We start from the raw sequence: 15,009 nt of genomic DNA on the forward strand, positions 1-15,009 counted from the left end.
TGGCACGCGGATCTGACATTCCCGCGGGGATCACCGGCGAGCGGTGTGCCGCACTTGTGGTGCGGTTGACCGTCGTGAAGACCCGAGGAGGGGGACGGGCGCCGGGTGGCCGTCGGCGCAGTCCTCGGCGCAGTCCTCGGCGCGGTCAACCTTCCATGAGGTGATCGGTCGAACCCGTGAGGGCCGGTCGGGCGTAGTGGGCGCGGGACAGGTGTACGCCGGTGGCGCGGGAGGCGAGGGCCAGAGCGCCGGGGATGGGGTCTTCGTGGTATCCGTCCCCGGCGTCGTACAGGCCCAGTTCGCGGACATCCGCGAGCAGCCGGTCGGGATCGTCGCCCTCCCGGTAGCGGTAGCGGTAGCCGTACAGGCCGAACGTGGTGATCAGACGGTCGTTCACCCTGTAGGTGAAGTCCGAGTCCTCGACATTGGCGAACACCATGGCCACGGCCGTGCCCAATGACAACGGTTCGGCCAGGTTGCTGACGTACTTGGTGGCCCATCCCGTGTCGGTGAGGACGGTTCCGCCCCGAGCGGCGTAGGCGGCGACGTTGAAGTCGCCGCGAGTGCCAGGGATGACCTTGATCCGTCGGAGGGCGTCGGCGGGGGACAGGTCACGGACGAACGTGATGCACAAGACGGTGGTGCCGACACCGTCGGTCCACCGGTCGCTCAACCAGGCGTAGTCTGCCGAGGTCGCCCCGCCCATGCGCGCTCCTGGATCGTTTCGGGTGGCCGTCAGCCTAGACCAGGCCGCGGATCCGCCGCTCGATCAGTCGGGCCGGAATCCGCTACGACAACCGATGACAGTGATTCGCAAGGACGTCACGGTGCAATATGGGTCATCTCGTCGGGCTCAAACGGAGTGTCGGTGCAGGGAAACATGAAGTGTCCGGGCTGCGGGGTGATGTTGTCCGGGGCCGGGCTTCAGGAGCCGGTTTCCAGATGCCCGGCGTGTGCGCTGCCTCTGCAGGGCCCTGTCGCGCATGAGCTCTGGCAGGTGGATCAGGCTCTCGCCGGCTTGGGGGACCAGCTCGCCGGGCTGCAGGCCCGCCGTACGGAACTGCTCGGCGCCTTACGTGCCGAAGCGGCGAGCGCCGGTGCGGCGGGTCAGCCAGAGGCGAGCGTGTTGCCGCCGGATCCGGGGGTGGCGGCCGGATCCGGGGGTGCGGGCCCTGGCGCGGCGAGGCCGGAGGTTTCCACGGGTACCGCGAAGAATGTCCTGCTCATCCTCGGTGGTCTGCTGCTGACGGTGGCGGCGGCGGTGTTCACCGTGGTGAGCTGGGGCCAGCTGGGCATAGGCGGGCGCGCGGCCGTGCTGGCCGCGTTCACCGCGCTGGTGATGCTGGCGCCGGTCGTGCTGATCCGGCGCAGGCTCACCGCGACGGCAGAGACCATGGCCGGGTTCGCGGTCGCGTTGCTGCTGCTCGACGGCTACGCGGCCAGGCGGGTGGGACTCCTCGGGGTGGACTCCCTCGACGTGTTGCAGTACACGGCGGGCGTGTTCGGGCTCACCGCGCTGATCCTGGTGGCCTATGCCCGGATCACCCGGCTTCGCGGGCCTGGTCCCGTCGCCGTGGTGCTGGCGCAGCCGGTCCTGGCGCTGCTGGTCGGAGACTGGTCGGTGACCTGGCTGGTGGCCGCGCTGGTGGCGACGGCGGCGCTGGACGTCGCCCTGGTCCGCCGCGGCCGGGGAGCGGTGCGGGTGACGGCCGCCTCGACCGGCAGCGGGGTCGCGGTCCTCGCCCTGCTGAGCGGCGTGCCGTACGCGCTGGGATCGCCTTCCGTCGGTCAGGCGCTGGTCAGGTCGGTGCTGCTGGTCGCCTTGGTGCTGCTCGGCGGGTGGGTGACCTGGCTGCTGGCCAGGCGGGGCGACGCCGAGAGGGAGATCTGGGGCTCCGCGGTCGCCGTCGGGACCGCGCTCACGCTGATCGCCGTGCCGGCGGCGCTGGCGCAACCGATGCTGGACGGTCCGGGCACGGACTGGCGTCCCCTGGCCTACCTCGTCCCGGCGCTCGGGGTGGTGCTCGCCGCCTGCCGGTTGCCCTGGCGGCGGGTACGGGCGGCGGTCATGGGCACCGGCGGGCTGGTGGCGCTGGTGACCACGTTGACAGTGCTGCCCCGGCTCGTGGTCACCCTGGCGGCGCCGTTCGCCTGGCTGGACGTCCTCTGGACGGGCGCCTGGAACGGGCGGGAGTGGCCGCCGTTCGAGACGGCGTCGCCGGTGGACGTGGTGATCCTGGCCATACCGGCGGCCGCCCTCCTGGCGGGGGCCGGGCGCGGCCATGGTGGGTGGTTGGTCAAGGTGGCGGCGGCCGGGGCGTTGGTGGCCGGGGCGCTCGCGATCGCGGTCGCCCCCCAAGCCTTCGGGATGCCCTACCCGGTCGCGACGGCGGCGCAGGCGGCGTCGGCCGTCGCACTCGCGGTGGCCGCCATCCGTGGCCGGACGCCCTGGTGGGCGGTGGCCTGCGCGCTCGTCGCCGCTCCCGTCTCGGTCCGGGCGGCGGCGTACGCGTTCGGCAGCGAGCCCGCGACGCTGATCGTGCTGCCGATCCTGGCGGCGGCGGCCGCCGCGATGGCGCTGTCGGCCAGGCCGAAGGAGCTCCGGCTCTGGGGAGCCGGCTTCGCCGCCCTGTTCCTCGGCCTGGAGGCGATGGCGGCGGGGCTCTCGCTGGGCGTGCGCGTCCTGGTCGCGGGGAGCATGGGGTTCGCCGTGGCGGGGGTGCTGGTGCTGCTCATGTCGCTGTGGACGGGCCCGGCCGGCCGGAGCGGCGGGACCGGCCTCAGGTACGCCGGCGCCGTCCTGCTGCTGCTGGCGTCGTGGCTGCGGCTGGGGGCGGACGAGGTCACCGTCGTCGAGGCGTACACCGTGCCGTGCTCGCTGGTGCTGCTGGGATCCGGCTGGTGGCGGCGGCGCGGCGCGGCGGTCACGTCGTGGGCCGCCTACGGGCCGGGTCTCTCCTTCACGATGCTGCCCAGCCTGGTGGCGGTGTACTCGGACGCCGAATGGCGGCGGTCGCTGGCGCTCGGCGTGCTGGCGCTGGCGGTGCTGCTCGCCGGGGTCCGGTCCAAGCTCCAGGCGCCCACGTCGATCGGCGCGGTCGTGGTCGCCGGGGTCGTGGTGCGGGAACTGGCCCCGTACGTGTCGGAGCTGTTCCTCGCCGTGCCGCGCTGGGTGCCGATCGCCGTGGGCGGCCTGCTGCTCGTGGTGGTCGGGGCGACGTACGAGGCCCGCATGCGCGACCTGCGGCGGCTGCGCGACACCCTCGCGACGATGGGCTGAGGCCCAGGGCGGCGGGGGCCGGCCGCGTCCTGCCGGATGTCAGCGGCCATGTCAGGGCGGTGACGGCGCGGTATCAGAGCGGCCCGCGATGGTTGACCCATGAACGGTTCAGCGATGCGGCCCCAGGGCCGCGAAGCGGGCCAAGTGCCCGTCCCTCCAGGGGCGGGCGTCGGAGACCATCACTCGCAGGAGAGCATCATGCAGTTCACCACCCCCGCCCCCGTCCGCGTCGTCCTCGACATCCCCGCCGGACGCGTGCAGTTCGTGGCGGACGACCGGAGCGACACCACGGTCGAGGTCCGGCCCGCCAACGCCTCGAAGAGCCGCGACGTGCAGGCGGCGGAGCAGACCACGGTCGACTACGCCGACGGCGTCCTGCGGATCGCGACCGCGGCGAAGAGCCAGATCCTCGGCCCGTCCGGGTCGATCGAGGTGACGGTCCAGCTGCCGGCCGGCTCCCGCGTCGAGGCCAAGGCGGCCAGCGCCGAGCTGCGGACCACCGGACGCCTCGGCGACGTCGCCTTCGAAGGCGCGTACAGCCGGATCGAGATCGAGGAGGCCGCGAGCCTTCGCCTCACCGCGGTGGACGGCGACGTCGAGGTCGGCCGGCTGGGCGGGCCCGCGGAGATCAGCACCGCACGCGGGGACATCCGGATCGCCGAGGCCGCGGGCGGCAAGGTCGTGCTCCGCACCCAGTCCGGCGACATCTCGATCACCGCCGCCAACGGCGTCTCGGCGGCCCTGGACGCCGGCACCAGCCACGGCCGCATCACCAACGCACTCAAGAACGACGGCACCGTCGAGCTCGACATCCACGCCACCACCTCCAACGGCGACATCACCGCCCGCAGCCTGTGACCCCCGGCTTCCGACGAGATGGCGGGCCAACCCGCCGGAACCGCCCTCAGGAAGAAGCCACAGGTCAGAGCGCTCATCTGGCGGGACTGTGAAACTGTCGGCCAAGCCCGCGCGAGCTCGGGACCTTGCGCCGGCCGCCGGTTCCAACAGCAGGTCAGAGGCCCTTCGGGGCCTCTTCTGCGTTGCGGGGAAGGCCGGGCTCAGGAGTCGCGTCGCAGCGAGGACAGGCCCCACAGTTCGGCGATCCGTCCGTCGCGCACCCGCAACATCTCCAGCATGGTCGGTGGCTCCCGGTCGGGAATGCCGTGCACGCTCGTGCGGACGGCGACCGTGTCCCCCTCGACGATCAGGTCCTCGACGACCACCTGGACCTCGGGGAACGCCTCGTGGAACCGCCGCCACGCCTGGGAGACGCTGTCGGGGCCGGTCGTGCCCAAGGGGTGGCTGTGGAAGTCCGCCGCGAAGATCTCCGTCGTGGCGGCGTGGTCGCGGGCGTTGAAGGCGGCGTACATGCGGTGGGCCGCGGCCCGTGCGTCCTCGGTCATCGGCTCTCCTGTTCGGTCATGTTCGCGCGGACGCGGCGCAGGGCGTCCAGGACGAGGTCCCGCTGGTGCGGCGGGACGCCGTCGAGGAGCCGCTCCTGGTACGCCTGGTGCGAGCGGTCGAGATCGGCCGCGCATCGTTCGCCGGCGGGGGTGAGCGCGGACAGGGTGTAGCGGTTGTCCGCCGGGTCCAGGCGGCGGCTGACCAGCCCTTCGGCCTCGAACTCCTTGACCAGCCGGGTGACGCTCGCGCCGTCGATGCCGAGCGTCCGGCGCAGCTCGCTGTGGCTGGTCTCGCCGTCGCGCCGCAGGCGGATGAGCAGTTGGACCCGGTGGGGGCTCATGCCCACGTGCCGGGCGAACGCCTGCCGGAGCTCGGCGCAGGCGCCTCCGAGCTCCCGGAAGAACGTGTCCTCAGCGGTCTCTTCGTGCACCATCTTTTTATATCGGCAACTCTTGACAAGCTCAAGAGTCAGCGGAAGATCGTGTGGCACACGCGCGCCCGCAACCCCTCGAACCTGGCGCACGGCGAGTGGTGGTGCCTCCGCCTCTTCGCGTGCTGCGGCTTCCTCGCCGTGTGCTTCGCCGTGTGCTTCGCCCTGTGTTTCGCTGTGTGTTTCGCCGCGGTCTTCGGCCGCGTGACCGGGTGGGGCGGTTGGGCGGCCAGTGGCCGAGGAGGCGCGGACGGGGCCGCCTGCGGGACGGCCGCCCTCGCGACGCCCGCCGGCCCGCGCCCCTGGGCTTCCTCCTGCAGCCCACGGCTGACCGTGAATCCGACGAACACGCCCGTCCCGAGCGAGAGGGCGACCGCGATGACGACGAAGACGTGGCCGAAACGCCTCCGAGGGGCGAGCGGCGATCCCCGGAAGAGCGCGGACGGCGGAAGGACGCCCTTGCCGCGTGCCGCGGACCGGGATGGGGCCGGACGGATGAACACGGAAGATGGCAGGTCGTTCATGGTCGCCTCCGAGATCACGCTCAGACGGTTGCCGTCTGGCCCGTATGACGCTCGGCGCAAGCAGTCCGGTTCGGGAGTTGGCGGATCCTTGGGCAGGTCGGGCCCAGGTCCTGACACTCCCGCTCGTCTGAGCCCGGGGGCAGGCGAGGCTAAACACGCCCTGATGGGTCGGCTTGGATTCGCGCCCGCACACCAACTCCCTGTCCCGTTTTTCGCTAATTGGGTGCTTTGTCGGTTTTCCGGGTAGGTCAAGCCGCGGCGAGCAGGCGTCGGCGTGTTCGGGGTCTGTCCGCGCGCACTGGGACCGCGCACTGTGACTCCAGTGCGGGTCGAGATGGTGAGCGAGCGGAAGGAGAGCTGACCATGTCGAGCAGATTGCAGATGGCCTTTGCCGTACTCGCCGGGTACTACCTCGGCAGGCGCCACAAGTTGCGCACGGCCGCGGCACTGGCGGCGGCCGGGCTGGCGGGACGCGCCAGCTGCGGCCAGGGTGCGGCTGGTGGCCTGCTGGCGCAAGGCGTCAAGACCCTCGGCTCCAATCCTGAGATTCAGCGGATGACCGGCCGCCTTCGCGGCGAACTCATGGAAGTCGGCAAGGCGGCGGTGATCTCCGCGGCCACCAAGCAGATCGACTCCCTGACCCACAAGCTCCAGGAGCGTGGGGAGAAGTCCGGGACCGCGCAGGAAGAAGAAGCCGAGCCGCAGCCCACGAAGCGGCAGGCATCCAGGGACGAGGAAGCCGACTACGGCGAGGAGGACTACGACGAAAGCGATCGCTACCAGGAGGACGACGACGAAGAGGAACCCGAGGCGCCGGAGCAGGCCAGACGCAGGCCCGAGGGTCAAGAGGGTCATGAGGGTCACAGAGGGCAGCGGCGGACACGTCCTGTCCGGCGGGTCGGCCAGTCACGGAGGTGAGTGCGGTGGCTGATGCAGCGAAGAGGACGGCGACCGGAAGCGGCGGGGAAGCCCTGGGCAAGGCCGCCGGAACGGCCCGTCGAGCCGGTCAGGCCGCGACGGGCACGGTCGAGGACGTCACGGGTAAGGCCGGGGACGTCACGGGTAAGGCCGGGGACGTCACCGGTAAGGCCGGAGACGTCACCGGAAAGGCAGGGGACGTCGCGGGGAAGGCCGGGGAGGCCGGCCAGGGCATCGCCGACAACCTGCCGATGGACCGGCTCGTGCAGTCCGCGCAGGGGCTCCTGCAGGCGGCGGGCACGCGCGTGTTGTCCTCCGCCGGGGACAAGCTCGAAGGACTGACCGGCCGGCTCACCGATTACGTCGAACACGGCGGAAAGGGCTTGATGAGCGCGGTCACGGGCTCGGACAAGCCCGGCTTCATGAGCGGAGCCCTGAAAGGCGGCCTCACGGGAGGTCTGAAGGGAGGCATCAAGGGGGGCCTCAAGGGAGGACTCAAAGGCATCTGGCAGAAGATCACCGGCCGTGGCGGCGGGAAAGCCGGCCACGCGAAGATCACCAACATCGTCGAGTCGATCGACATCGGTGCGCCCCGGCGCCTGGTGTACGACCAGTGGACCCAGTTCCAGGACTTCCCGACCTTCATGAAGAAGGTCGAGACCATCAACCAGGAGTCCGACGAGGAGCTGTCCTGGAAGGCCCAGGTCTTCTGGTCGCACCGGACCTGGAAGGCGCACATCATCGAGCAGATCCCCGACCAGCGGATCATCTGGCGGTCCGAAGGCGCGAAGGGGTATGTCGACGGAGCGGTGACCTTCCATGAGGTCTCGCCCGACCTGACCCGGGTCCTGGTCGTGCTGGAGTACCACCCGCAGGGCCTGTTCGAGCGCACCGGCAACCTGTGGCGCGCCCAGGGCCGGCGCGTACGCCTGGAGCTCAAGCACTTCAGACGGCACGTGATGGCGCACCTGCTGCTGAAGCCCGACGAGCTGGAAGGCTGGCGCGGCGAGATCCGCGACAGTCAGGTCGTCAAGGATCACGAGACCGCCGTCCAGGAGGAGCGGGAGCAGCAGGAAGCCGAGGAGCAGCAGCCCGAGGAGGGCGAGCGGGCGGAAGCGGAAGAGCCCGAGGAGGGCGAGCGGGCGGAAGCGGAAGAGCCCGAGGAGGGCGAGCGGGCGGAAGCCGAAGAGCCCGAGGAGGAGTACGAAGAGGAGCCCGAGGAGGAGGAAGAGGAAGAAGAGGAGGAGCCCGAGGAAGAAGAAGGGGAGTTCGAGGAGGAAGAGGGAGAGTTCGAGGAGCCCGAGGAGGAAGAAGAAGGAGAGGAGGAGGAGGAAGAGGAGCCCGAGGAGCGTCCCGCGGCTCCGGCCGTGGCGCGGCGTCGCGCCGGAGCGCCCACCCGCCGGTCCGCCGAGCACGACCGCCCGGTACGCCGGCGCCGGATCCGAGCCGAGTAGCCACTCGTCAGGGCCTGTCGCCGAGGGCCCGGCCACCCAGAACCAGGGGGAACGACATGACCGTTCAGCCTGCCGGTCGCGGTACACCGGCCAGCAGCGGCACCGCGGGGACAAGTCTGGCGGACGTCATCGACACCATCCTCGACAAGGGCCTCGTCATCGACGCCTTCGTCCGGGTCTCGCTCGTCGGCATCGAGGTGCTGACGATCGACACCCGGATCGTCGTGGCCAGCGTGGACACGTACCTGCGCTTCGCGGAGGCGGCCAACCGCCTCGACCTGTCGGCCACCGAGAAGGGTCTGCCGGAGGTGGTCGAGGGCGTGACGGCGGCCAGGGCCGTCGGCCAGGCGAGCCAGCCTGACGCCGGGGAGCTGGAGGCCGCCTCCGACGAGCCCGACGAGTTGCAGGAGCTCACGGGTGAGGTCGTGGACCGCGAGGAAGAGCCGCGCCGGGCACGTCGTAGAGAGGATGACTGAGATGTCGCCACACAGAGAGGCCGCGGAGGCCGCCGGGTCCGAGGACACGTCGCAGGCGAGCATGAACGGCTACGCGTCCTACGTGTACGGGATCGTACCGATGGACGTCGAGGTGGAGCCCGGGACCAAGGGGGTGGGGGATCCCGGCGGGGACGTGCGGCTGGTGCCGTTCGGCCAGGTCGCCGCTCTGGTGAGCGACGTCGAGCCGGACCGCCCGCTCGGCCGCCCGCGCGACCTTCAGGCGCACCAGCGGCTGCTCGACCAGACCGCGGCGGAGGTGCCGGTGCTGCCGTTCCGGTTCGGGGCGGTGCTGACGAACTCCGAGGCCGTGGTGGAGGAGCTGCTGAAGCCGTACCACGACCAGTTCGCCGACGCCCTTCAGCAGGTGGAGGGCCGGACGCAGTACGTCGTCAACGGCCGGTACGACGAGCGCGCGATCCTGACCGAGATCCTGCGTGAGAACGGCGAGGCCGCGAGTCTCCGGCAGCAGATCACCGGCCGCTCGGAGGACGCGACGCGCAACGAGCGCATGCGGCTCGGCGAGATCATCGAGGGCACGATCGCGGACAAGCGCGAGGCCGACACCGCGACGGTGGTGGACGAGCTCTCCGACGTCTGCGAACAGCTGGCCGTGCGCGAGCCCTCCCACGAACGGGACGCCGCGCACGTGGCCGCGCTGGTGGCGGACGACCGGCGGGCCGAGTTCGAACAGGCCGTGGACGAGCTGGCCCGCCGCTGGTCGGGACGCGTCGAGCTGCGGCTGCTGGGGCCGATGGCGCCGTACGACTTCGTCGGCACGAGCTGACCGTACGGCTTGGTCAGCACGAGCTGACCGTACGGCTTCGTCGGCACGAGCTGACCGCGCCGGCACGACGCGGGCACCTGGGAGGAGTGAACATCCTTGGGACTGGGGACGTTGCTTTTTGGCTGGCCACTCATGCCGCTCTACGCGGTCGTCAAGCTCGGCGAGCTCATGCGCGACCAGGTCGAGCGCGAGCTGCACGACCCGGCCGTGGTCCGGCGCCGTCTGGAGGCGGTGGAGCAGGCCAGGGCCGACGGCCGGATCTCCGCGGAGGAGGAGGACCGGGCGGTGGAGGAGATCTTGCGGGGGATGGTCGGCTGGTGAGGCGCTAGCGGGGGGCCGCACCAGGGGAGTACGGGGGTGACGTGGTGCCTGCCAGGCAGGAGACCGAGCACAAGCGCGTGCCGGGGACGACAGGGCATGCGGCAACCGGCGGCGAGGGGCCGCCTCGCACGCGTGCGGCGGACATGCCGGCCGCCGAGGTGGCCGGGGTCGGGTTGCGGATGATGACCGAGCTGACCGGCAAGGAGGCCGAGAGCGTCACGCTGGTCGAGCCGGCCGAGGACGGGTGGCTGGTCGGCGTGGAGATGGTGGAGGACCGCCGGATCCCGTCCTCCGGTGACACCCTGGCCCTGTACGAGCTCGAACTCGACATGTCGGGCGGCCTCCTGTCCTATCGACGGGTGCGCCGGTACAAGCGCGGCAGCGGCGACCTCGCCGAGGGCTCGCGGTGAGCGCCAACGTGCGGTCGAGCCCGTACATGCCCGGGGCGTCGTACCAGCCGGCCTCCGGCGGCCGCGAGTCGGCCAATCTCGGCGACATCCTGGAACGGGTGCTCGACCGGGGCGTGGTGATCGCCGGCGACATCCAGGTGAACCTGCTCGACATCGAGCTGCTGACGATCAAGCTGCGCCTGCTCATCGCCTCGGTCGACACGGCCCGCGAGATGGGCATCGACTGGTGGGAGCACGACCCGTGGCTCACCGGTGGCACCCAGGAGCTGGCGAAGGAGAACCGCAAGCTGCGCCGCCGTCTCGCGGCCCTTGAGGAGATGGTGTCCGCCCGGGTGGTGGAAGGCGGCGCCGCGACCGGGCACGCGCCCGGCCACGTGCCTGAGGCGGTCGAGCGTGGCCACTGACCAGGGCGTCTACCTTTACGCGGTCACCCGCGACGAGGGCGAGGGGCCTGACGGCCTGGCGGGGGTGGCGGGCGCGCCGGTGCGCCGTCTGGCGCACCGGGGTCTGGCCGCGTTCCTCAGCACGGTCTCGCTGGCGGAGTTCGGCGAGGAGGCGCTGCGCCGCTCGATGGAGGACCTCGCCTGGCTGGAGGAGACCGCGCGCGCCCACCACAGGGTGGTGGAGGCCGTCGCCGCTCTCAGGCCCACGGCGCCGGTGCGGCTGGTCACCGTCTACACGGGAGAGGCGCAGGTCCGGGAGCTGCTCGACGAGCGGCACGAACAGTTCGACGCGGTGCTGGCGCGGGTGGCCGGCCGGCGGGAGTGGGGCGTCAAGGCGTACGCCGTTCCCGGCGGGACGGAGCCGGCGGCCGACCCACAGGGCGCGACGGCGACGCCGGGGGCGGCCTACCTGAACCGCCGCCGGGCCGCCCTGCGCAGCCGGGAGGCCGACTGGCGCCGGGCCGCCGAGCACGCCCGGGCCGTGCACGAGGCGCTGATGGACGTCGCCGTCGTCGGCAGATGCCACCGGGCCCAGGACCCGCAGCTGTCCGGACGGCGGGAGCAGATGGTCCTCAACGGCGCCTACCTGGTGGACGACGCACGCGCCGCCGAGTTCGCGCGGGTGATCGAGGACGTCGCCGATCGAGGGGTCGCCGTGGAGCTCGTCGGCCCGTGGGCGCCCTACTCCTTCGCCGCCCTCGACCAGGACGGTGAGGCGGCCCGCGGTGACGCCTCCTGAGCCGAGAGGAGCCCGGCTCGCCGCCCAGGGCCGCCTGCCCGACCAGCGGGTGGCGCTCGTCGATCTGCTGGACCGCCTGCTGGCGGGCGGGGCGGTGGTGACCGGCGACCTCGTGCTGTCCATCTCCGGCATCGACCTGGTGCGGATCTCGCTGCGGGCCCTGCTGGTCAGCGTGCGCGAGGGCGACGCGGTCGAAGGAGGGATGCGCCATGACGAGCCCGACTGACGGGCGGGTGGCCAGACCCGGCGAGTGGCGGCTGGAGACGGACGCCGACTCGGTGCAGCACGACCTGAGCCGTCTGGTGCTGACGCTGGTCGAGCTGATCCGCCAGCTGGTGGAGCGCCAGTGCGTCCGGCGGATGGACAACGGCGACCTGACCGGGGAGCAATTGGAGGCGGTGGGGTTGACCCTCATGCGGCTGGAGGAGGCCATGGCCGAGTTGTGCGACCGGTTCGGGCTGACGCCCGCCGACCTCAACCTCGACCTCGGCCCCCTCGGCACCCTGCTACCGACGGACTGACCGCCTCGGGCTTCTTGGGCAACCCCGCGCACCCGGCGGACTGACCGCCTCGGGCTTCTTGGGCGCCCCGCGCGCCCGGCGGACCGACCGTTCGCTCACGCGGCCGAGCGCATCGTGAGCCGGGCGGGCAGGGCGGTGGCCGCCAGGGCCAGCACGGCCGCCGCCCCGACCACCGCCGCGTACGTCCCCACCGGCACGTACGGCACCGCGGACCCGGTCATCCCCGCCCCGAACGCGGCCAGTGTCACCAGCGCGGCCCCGGTGCCGAGCACGACGGCGGTGGCCACCGCGCCCAGCGTCTCCAGCCGCAGCATGAGCAGCACCTGCCGCCGCGTCGTGCCGGCCAGGCGCAGCGCGCGCATCTCACCCGAGCGGGCCGAGGTGGCCATGGCCAGCGTGTTGACCACGGCGATCGCGGTGAAGGCGATGATCAACCCCAGCGCCACGAACGTGGCCTGTGGGTTCGACGCGCTCACCTCGGCGGCCCGCGCCCGGTCCAGCACCGACGCCCCGGGCAGCGCCTCGGCCAGGGCGTCCACGGTCAGCCCTGGCGCCTTGACCAGCAGGGACGCCGCGGGCTCGTCCACGTGGCCCGCCACCAGGTCGTACGGCAACGTCAGGTCGCCGAAGCCCAGCCCGCGGGTGTACACCGCGCTGACCGTCACCGTCGCGGGGGTGCCGTCGCCCAGCGTCAGCTTCAGCGGGTCGCCCACCCCGATGCCCAGCCGCTCGGCGGCGGTCGAGCTGACGGCCACGTCCTTCATCGAGCCGGCGACGATGCCGAGGTCCATCGTGCGGTCGTCGTAGGTGACCGCCTGCGCGCCGTACTTGTCCAGGCCGGACCGGACGGTCGTGCGCAGCACCCGGGTGACGGCCTCGACGCCGGGAACCCTGGCCGCCTCGGCGGCGGAGACGCCGGTCACGACGTACTCGGCGCGGGTGCCCGCGTCGGCCTGCTCCTGCGCGGCGTGACCCATCGTGGTCTGGACGAAGAGGATCGTGCAGGTCATCGCGATCATCAGGGTCAGCGGCGACAACACCGAGGCCAGCGACCCCGAGTTGGCGCGCAGGTTGCGCGCGGCCAGGAAGCCGCCCACCCGGGAGGCCCGCAGCGCGACCGACAGCACCGCCGCGGCCACCCGTGCGACCAGCGGGCCGAGCAGCGTCAGCGCGATCGTCCAGACCAGCGCGGTCAGCATCGTCACGGGCGTGGCCGCCGCCTCGGTGCGCAGGTTCGACAGGACCACCGTCAGCGTCGCCGCGCCGGCCAGGGCCAGCGGCCCGGCCACCAGCCGCCACCGGGCCACCCTGCCGCTGTCCAGGACCGCCTCGCCCAGGGCCTCCACCGGCCGGATCCTGGTCAGCCGGCGGGCCGACACGCGGGCCGCGACCCAGGCGGCGCCGACCGTGGCCAGCAGCGCGGCCAGCGGCGGGAACGGGCTGACCACCAGGCCGAGGTTGGCGGGGACCGTCCCGAGCGAGACGAACTGGGCGCGCAGCCAGAACCCGACGCCGATGCCCGCCGCCGCGCCCAGCACCCCGGCCGCCCCGGCGACCAGCAGCGCCTCGCCGCCCACCAGCTTGCGCACCTGCCGGGGGGTGGCCGCCACGGCGCGCAGCAGGGCCAGCTCGCGCTGCCGCTGCTGGATGGACAGCGCGAACGTGCCCATCACGACCAGGATCGCGACCAGCAGCGACGTGCCGGCCAGCGCGCCGCCCATGCTGATCAGCTTGACCCGTGCCTGCTCGGCGTCCAGGAACTCCAGCCTGCCGCGCTCGTCGCCCGTGTAGACCACCGCGCCCTCGGGCGCCCGGTCCAGGCCGGGGAACACGCCGACCGCGCTGACCCTGCCGGGGTGACCGGCCAGGCGGCGGGCCTCGGCGGTGCTGAAGAACACGGTGTCCTGGCTCGGCAGCGCCTGCGCGGTGACGCCCACCACGCGGTGTCCGCGCAGCTCGGCGCCCACGTCGAGCCCGGCGCGCGCGTCGACGACGACCTCGCCCGGCGACCTAGGCTCGCGTCCCTTCGCGATGGTGAACGGGGTGAGCGCGGCCGACTCCCAGCCGTGCCCGGTGAAGCCGCCGAAGGGGAACGTCACCTCGGGGACCACCTTGTCGGCCCGGATCGCCGCCACGACCGACTCGGGCAGCCAGGCGCGTTCCGTCAGGGGCTTGGCCTTGGTCTTGCTCTTGCCGTCGCCCTTGTCGACGGTCTGGCGCACGTACTGGTCGGCGGCCACGATCGCGGGGGCGCCGGCGTACCGCTCGGGGGCGACGCCGCCGCGCAGGCCGGTCTCCAGCAACATCAGGCACGCGCACACCAGTGCGGCGGCGCACAGCAGCGCGAAGAACGCGCCGGCGAACGCGGCCTTCCTGTGCCGCAGCGTCCTCAACGCCAAGGTGATCATCGCGTCCACGCTCCCAGCCTGGTCATGCGCTCGGCCACCTTGTCGGCGGTCGGCGCGGTCATCGCGTCCACGATCCGGCCGTCGGCCAGGAACAGCACGGTGTCGGCGTACGAGGCGGCCACCGGGTCGTGCGTCACCATCACCACCGTCTGGCCCAGGCCGTCCACCACCTCGCGCAGCAGCCTCAGCACGTCGCGGGCGGTCATCGTGTCCAGCGCGCCCGTCGGCTCGTCGCCGAACACCACCTCCGGCCTGGTGACCAGCGCCCTGGCGATGGCCACCCGCTGCTGCTGGCCGCCCGAGAGCTGCGCGGGCCGGTGTCCGGTCCGGCCCTCCAGGCCGACCCGGCGCAGGATCTCCGCCAGCCAGTCGCGGTCCACGCGGGCCTTGGCCAGGCGCAGGGGGAGCGTGATGTTCTCGACGACGTCCAGCGCCGGGATCAGGTTGAACGCCTGGAACACGAACCCGATCCGCTGCCTGCGCAGCTCGGTCAGGCCGGTCTCGTCCATGCCCGACAGTTCCGTGCCGCCGAGCCGCACCGAGCCGGACGACGGCACGTCCAGGCCGGCCGCGCAGTGCAGGAACGTGCTCTTGCCCGACCCCGAGGGGCCCATCACGGCGGTGAACGACCCTTGCGGGATGCCCACCGACACCTCACGCAGGGCCGCCACCGCGCCCTGGCCCTTGCCGTACACCTTGCTCACGGCGTCCAACCGCACCACGTCCGTCATGGGTACAAGCCTGCTGGCCTGCGCGTACGCCGACCAGAGACGCGATCACCGATCACTCATGACGTCCTCATGATCCGGACATTTGGCCATATTTCCCCGGGGGCCTGGACGGCTCGCGGGCGACCGACGAGAAGGGCGACCCCCG

General features: G+C 72.4%; 17 protein-coding genes. 12 read left to right on the plus strand and 5 right to left on the minus strand.

Annotated features, from left to right (window positions below; genetic code table 11):
* Nucleotides 1-145 precede the first annotated feature (145 nt).
* Nucleotides 146-706, minus strand: a complete 561-nt coding sequence (locus ACIBQ6_RS21580; protein WP_397213856.1) for a DUF6461 domain-containing protein — start codon at nucleotides 704-706, stop codon at nucleotides 146-148.
* A 291-nt stretch (nucleotides 707-997) separates the two neighbouring features.
* Here ACIBQ6_RS21580 and ACIBQ6_RS21585 point away from each other — a divergent pair, with 291 nt between their 5' ends.
* On the plus strand, nucleotides 998-3,280 hold the full coding sequence (locus tag ACIBQ6_RS21585; protein WP_397213858.1) for an SCO7613 C-terminal domain-containing membrane protein: 2,283 nt from the start codon (nucleotides 998-1,000) through the stop codon (nucleotides 3,278-3,280).
* Between the two features lie 195 nt (nucleotides 3,281-3,475).
* Nucleotides 3,476-4,138 (plus strand): DUF4097 family beta strand repeat-containing protein, encoded by a 663-nt coding sequence (locus tag ACIBQ6_RS21590; RefSeq protein ID WP_358290757.1) that lies wholly within the window; start codon nucleotides 3,476-3,478, stop codon nucleotides 4,136-4,138.
* A gap of 200 nt (nucleotides 4,139-4,338) precedes the next feature.
* On the opposite strand, the gene ACIBQ6_RS21595 is transcribed toward ACIBQ6_RS21590, so the two are convergent.
* A complete protein-coding gene (locus tag ACIBQ6_RS21595) occupies nucleotides 4,339-4,683 on the minus strand; it encodes a nuclear transport factor 2 family protein (protein WP_358289875.1) in 345 nt (114 codons plus the stop codon).
* Nucleotides 4,680-5,117: a MarR family winged helix-turn-helix transcriptional regulator gene (locus ACIBQ6_RS21600; protein ID WP_397213860.1), complete on the minus strand. Its 438-nt coding sequence runs from the start codon at nucleotides 5,115-5,117 to the stop codon at nucleotides 4,680-4,682. The genes ACIBQ6_RS21595 and ACIBQ6_RS21600 overlap by 4 nt, the downstream gene beginning before the upstream one ends.
* 884 nt (nucleotides 5,118-6,001) lie before the next feature.
* Between ACIBQ6_RS21600 and ACIBQ6_RS21605 the strand changes: the two genes are divergently transcribed.
* From ACIBQ6_RS21605 to ACIBQ6_RS21650, 10 genes are all read left to right on the plus strand, one after another.
* Nucleotides 6,002-6,556 carry a hypothetical protein gene (locus ACIBQ6_RS21605; RefSeq protein WP_397213862.1) on the plus strand — a complete coding sequence of 185 codons (555 nt, stop codon included), beginning with the start codon at nucleotides 6,002-6,004 and terminating at the stop codon, nucleotides 6,554-6,556.
* Entirely contained in the window at nucleotides 6,553-8,010 is a 1,458-nt protein-coding gene (locus tag ACIBQ6_RS21610) for an SRPBCC family protein (protein WP_397213864.1), read from the plus strand. The genes ACIBQ6_RS21605 and ACIBQ6_RS21610 overlap by 4 nt, the downstream gene beginning before the upstream one ends.
* Before the next feature lie 56 nt (nucleotides 8,011-8,066).
* Nucleotides 8,067-8,486 (plus strand): gas vesicle protein GvpJ, encoded by a 420-nt coding sequence (gvpJ, locus tag ACIBQ6_RS21615; protein ID WP_358289862.1) that lies wholly within the window; start codon nucleotides 8,067-8,069, stop codon nucleotides 8,484-8,486.
* A gap of 1 nt (nucleotide 8,487) precedes the next feature.
* A complete protein-coding gene (locus ACIBQ6_RS21620; RefSeq protein ID WP_397213866.1) occupies nucleotides 8,488-9,291 on the plus strand; it encodes a GvpL/GvpF family gas vesicle protein in 804 nt (267 codons plus the stop codon).
* Nucleotides 9,292-9,402: 111 nt separating this feature from the next.
* Nucleotides 9,403-9,612, plus strand: a complete 210-nt coding sequence (locus tag ACIBQ6_RS21625; RefSeq protein WP_397214246.1) for a gas vesicle protein GvpG — start codon at nucleotides 9,403-9,405, stop codon at nucleotides 9,610-9,612.
* 44 nt (nucleotides 9,613-9,656) lie between these two features.
* A complete protein-coding gene (gvpO, locus tag ACIBQ6_RS21630) occupies nucleotides 9,657-10,022 on the plus strand; it encodes a gas vesicle protein GvpO (protein WP_358289856.1) in 366 nt (121 codons plus the stop codon).
* 26 nt (nucleotides 10,023-10,048) lie between these two features.
* Nucleotides 10,049-10,426, plus strand: coding sequence for a gas vesicle protein GvpJ (gene gvpJ / locus ACIBQ6_RS21635; RefSeq protein WP_358290755.1), 378 nt, complete (start codon nucleotides 10,049-10,051; stop codon nucleotides 10,424-10,426).
* Nucleotides 10,416-11,204, plus strand: coding sequence for a GvpL/GvpF family gas vesicle protein (locus tag ACIBQ6_RS21640; RefSeq protein ID WP_397213869.1), 789 nt, complete (start codon nucleotides 10,416-10,418; stop codon nucleotides 11,202-11,204). The genes gvpJ (ACIBQ6_RS21635) and ACIBQ6_RS21640 overlap by 11 nt, the downstream gene beginning before the upstream one ends.
* Nucleotides 11,191-11,430, plus strand: coding sequence for a gas vesicle protein (locus tag ACIBQ6_RS21645; RefSeq protein WP_358289850.1), 240 nt, complete (start codon nucleotides 11,191-11,193; stop codon nucleotides 11,428-11,430). Before ACIBQ6_RS21640 ends, ACIBQ6_RS21645 begins: the two co-directional genes overlap by 14 nt.
* Nucleotides 11,414-11,725 (plus strand): gas vesicle protein K, encoded by a 312-nt coding sequence (locus ACIBQ6_RS21650; RefSeq protein ID WP_358289847.1) that lies wholly within the window; start codon nucleotides 11,414-11,416, stop codon nucleotides 11,723-11,725. The genes ACIBQ6_RS21645 and ACIBQ6_RS21650 overlap by 17 nt, the downstream gene beginning before the upstream one ends.
* A gap of 95 nt (nucleotides 11,726-11,820) precedes the next feature.
* Here the strand turns inward: ACIBQ6_RS21650 and ACIBQ6_RS21655 are convergent, their stop codons facing one another.
* The gene (locus ACIBQ6_RS21655) at nucleotides 11,821-14,133 is read right to left on the minus strand and encodes an FtsX-like permease family protein (RefSeq protein WP_397214249.1); all 2,313 of its coding nucleotides are present in this window, start codon (nucleotides 14,131-14,133) and stop codon (nucleotides 11,821-11,823) included.
* Complete coding sequence (locus tag ACIBQ6_RS21660; protein ID WP_352320949.1) at nucleotides 14,130-14,864, minus strand: ABC transporter ATP-binding protein; 735 nt, start codon at nucleotides 14,862-14,864, stop codon at nucleotides 14,130-14,132. The genes ACIBQ6_RS21655 and ACIBQ6_RS21660 overlap by 4 nt, the downstream gene beginning before the upstream one ends.
* Nucleotides 14,865-15,009: the final 145 nt, after the last annotated feature.

The sequence above is a fragment of the Nonomuraea sp. NPDC049655 genome (genome assembly GCF_044465465.1).
Taxonomy (GTDB): domain Bacteria; phylum Actinomycetota; class Actinomycetes; order Streptosporangiales; family Streptosporangiaceae; genus Nonomuraea.

Excerpts from the sequence above, each read along its gene's own strand:
- ACIBQ6_RS21580 (WP_397213856.1), bottom strand. The coding sequence starts at position 706 with ATGGGCGGGGCGACCTCGGCAGACTACGCCTGGTTGAGCGACCGGTGG.
- ACIBQ6_RS21595 (WP_358289875.1), bottom strand. The coding sequence starts at position 4,683 with ATGACCGAGGACGCACGGGCCGCGGCCCACCGCATGTACGCCGCCTTC.
- ACIBQ6_RS21600 (WP_397213860.1), bottom strand. The coding sequence starts at position 5,117 with ATGGTGCACGAAGAGACCGCTGAGGACACGTTCTTCCGGGAGCTCGGA.
- ACIBQ6_RS21605 (WP_397213862.1), top strand. The coding sequence starts at position 6,002 with ATGTCGAGCAGATTGCAGATGGCCTTTGCCGTACTCGCCGGGTACTAC.
- gvpJ (WP_358289862.1), top strand. The coding sequence starts at position 8,067 with ATGACCGTTCAGCCTGCCGGTCGCGGTACACCGGCCAGCAGCGGCACC.
- ACIBQ6_RS21620 (WP_397213866.1), top strand. The coding sequence starts at position 8,488 with ATGTCGCCACACAGAGAGGCCGCGGAGGCCGCCGGGTCCGAGGACACG.
- gvpJ (WP_358290755.1), top strand. The coding sequence starts at position 10,049 with ATGCCCGGGGCGTCGTACCAGCCGGCCTCCGGCGGCCGCGAGTCGGCC.
- ACIBQ6_RS21650 (WP_358289847.1), top strand. The coding sequence starts at position 11,414 with ATGACGAGCCCGACTGACGGGCGGGTGGCCAGACCCGGCGAGTGGCGG.
- ACIBQ6_RS21655 (WP_397214249.1), bottom strand. The coding sequence starts at position 14,133 with ATGATCACCTTGGCGTTGAGGACGCTGCGGCACAGGAAGGCCGCGTTC.
- ACIBQ6_RS21660 (WP_352320949.1), bottom strand. The coding sequence starts at position 14,864 with ATGACGGACGTGGTGCGGTTGGACGCCGTGAGCAAGGTGTACGGCAAG.